This window comes from Paraburkholderia sp. BR14374 (assembly GCF_040948685.1).
In the GTDB taxonomy this organism is placed as follows: Bacteria; Pseudomonadota; Gammaproteobacteria; order Burkholderiales; family Burkholderiaceae; genus Paraburkholderia; species Paraburkholderia youngii.
Map to the genome: position 1 here is coordinate 1 of NZ_JBFPKF010000084.1, position 2,660 is coordinate 2,660.

Here is a 2,660-nt window from a genome sequence, read left to right on the forward strand (position 1 = left end):
TTGCTCATGGTGGATGGTTTGTTGTTTGCTGGTTTCCGACTTCGACAATCAGATTCTCAGCTGAAACCTCCACCGCCTTCAATTCCCCGCCCCAGATCCCCCGTACACCACTTCCGACTTTAGCTCCGAGCGTTTCCAGCGAGGCAACAACAAAAGACACTCCCGGCGGACCCTCGATGCACTTGTTACTCGAGGTCACAAGGACGTCAAACGGAACTTCCCTGGCACTGATTTCCACCGCACCGAAAGAACTCATTGCGTCGATAATGGTTCTTGCACCATGACGCGTTGCCAACTCTACCATTGGCCGGAGCGGATTGACGACTCCCGTAGTCGTTTCACAGTGCACAAAACAAAGATGGGTGATCCCCGAATCCTCTCCCAGGCACGCAGCGACTTTTGTCACGGGGAAGGACTGATCACTCGGGGCAACGATGCTGACGGCATTAATGCCTCGGATCTGCAGCATTTTGAGGATCCGCTCGCCGTAGTTTCCATTAATGCATACGAGAGGCCGGTCTGACGTCCCAACGAACGAAGCCAATGCCGCCTCTACGCCGTAAGACCCGCCGCCCTGTATGGGTAGCCGAGTACCCCCCCCGAGCGTCCAGCAAATCTACAATCAGGCCCCTTACTCGCTCCGTTATTTTCTTGAAACTCACGTCGCGGGAACCCATGTCAAACTGCATCTCAGCCTTTACTTCGGCGTCCAACGCCAATGGCCCCGGTGTCAATAAAAATGGCTGCCGTGCGGTCATAGGTCCACACTCCATAGTCGAAAACAGTTGTTTAAGGACGCGAAAGCGCCGCCCATGCTCCACCTGACACCCGTCGCGCACAGATATCAGAGATCAAAGTAGTTGGTTACCGATGCGGCCGAGCGCATCGCATTGGACTTCATGTCAATTGACGGACTCGAACTCTTGCGCAGGCCCGCTTCGAGTTATCTGCATTCTTCCGCAGCTGATAATGATCATGCCACATGCGAACCACCGCACCAATATGAGTTCTTCTTATGCAGACCGAATAAACTAATACTGCCGTCGTTCCACTGAGGAACCTGATATGACCACGGCGCGAACTGGTTTGCGCCGTGGTCACACAAGGCACGTGGCACGTGGACAATTTGTGAATCGTCCATGACAGCATCCGCGACGAGACCCAAACGCCGTCGTTGTACATCAGTATCGAATATCCGTTGCTGGCAACCTTCCTCGAACCGCTATGCTCGTATTGAAGTACACGCAACTTGGCGCTAGCCCTGTGCGGCACAACGACGGTATGCGACAGATCTTCCCCGCCGTCTGTCATCAAGCATATGTGCAACCGACAACACTCCAAATGCAGCTCGGGGCCTTCGGTTGATCGTGGTCAACGACAGGCCCTCTGTTGCTGCGGCAAACTAAACCCGTATTGTCACGTTGCAGCGTGGTACACCAACCCTACATCTCGCAGTTGCTCGCTCGCACCGTACGCGACAATTTATCAAGATGTTCAGCAGCTCTCGGGCATGCATGGCCCGAGGCCGCCACTGGTAGTCAGTTCCCCATCTCTGATCTTCATGAATCGCGACACACAGTTAGTACAGGCACAGCGCTCTCCCCCGTGAGATATCTCAGGCAGAGTGACGGTCCTTGTCGCGATCGTTTTGATAGCAGCACATCGACGAACGATGCGCATACGCTGGGAGATGAGAAATCAGCGAGTGATCCGCGGCGAGGTTCGCCGTTTCCTACGTCAACTAGGCGTGGAGAATATGTGTTCGGAGAATTTTCATGCGTCTTACCGTCCAGCTCGACATGTTTAATACTACCCGTCCGATGGCATTCGCAATCCTCTGGCTCGACACAGAAAAGCGGCAATGGTCGCGCGAGGCTCACTCCGGACTGGACTTACCCGAATGGGGCTCGTTGCATGTGGATTGCGGCAACACGTTAGTGTGCGGGCCCAGCGAAAACACACTCGCGTATGTTCTCGAAGGATTGAATCTCGACTGTCGTTACAGACTTTTCGAAGGCGACTCCGGATATGCGCTGCGGTATACAGAAGGACGTTGGGCTCCATCAAACGGCCACTGGCATATTCAGTGTATAGATAACCAACGGGGACAGCCTGAACATGAACTGTTCACCACCGGCAAGGATTCCTGACACCATCTGCGTTAAGCAAATGAGGCAATCGAACGACAGCACCTGCTCAGGAATCTGACCACTGTGATCGGCATACGTCTCGAATGGAGGTTGAGCCCCCATAAGTTTGCGGCTTGACCGATCGAGGCTCCATCATCAACGATCACCACCCGTCAGCTCGCCGTACCAGTTGAACGTCTCGCATCTGCGACGGATCTATTTTTACTCCCCATGCCGCTTCACCGTGACGACTCCCGGTGTGTACGCCAGCTTCTCGTTGATGTCTTTCCAAATATGCGCCCATCCGCTACTGCACCGGCCTGCGTCGATAGCCCCGTCTGTCGGACTTACCCCTTCGCCGTTGAGCTGCTCGTTGCGCCCGGCCAAATTGCTCACTGGAGGACAGTGAACCGCCCCGGGATTTCCGGAGGCTCCACTTCTTGAGAAAATGGAGCTATGGAAAACACGAAGAAGAAGTGCCCAAGGTACTCGCCTGAAGTTCGTGAGCGGGCTGTGCGAATGGTTCTGGAA

Annotated in this window: 2 protein-coding genes; one reads left to right on the forward strand and one right to left on the reverse strand. The window is 54.6% G+C overall.

Going from position 1 to position 2,660, the window contains the following annotated elements; genetic code table 11:
- Positions 1-4 precede the first annotated feature (4 nt).
- Positions 5-469 carry an aminotransferase class V-fold PLP-dependent enzyme gene (locus AB3X86_RS37980; protein WP_368599871.1) on the reverse strand — a complete coding sequence of 155 codons (465 nt, stop codon included), beginning with the start codon at positions 467-469 and terminating at the stop codon, positions 5-7.
- Between the two features lie 1,306 nt (positions 470-1,775).
- On the opposite strand from AB3X86_RS37980, the gene AB3X86_RS37985 reads away from it, so the two are divergent.
- The gene (locus AB3X86_RS37985) at positions 1,776-2,150 is read left to right on the forward strand and encodes a DUF3564 family protein (protein WP_176383507.1); all 375 of its coding nucleotides are present in this window, start codon (positions 1,776-1,778) and stop codon (positions 2,148-2,150) included.
- The last annotated feature ends 510 nt before the right edge of the window (positions 2,151-2,660 follow it).

Excerpts from the sequence above, each read along its gene's own strand:
- AB3X86_RS37985 (WP_176383507.1), top strand. The coding sequence starts at position 1,776 with ATGCGTCTTACCGTCCAGCTCGACATGTTTAATACTACCCGTCCGATG.
- AB3X86_RS37980 (WP_368599871.1), bottom strand. The coding sequence starts at position 469 with ATGCTGCAGATCCGAGGCATTAATGCCGTCAGCATCGTTGCCCCGAGT.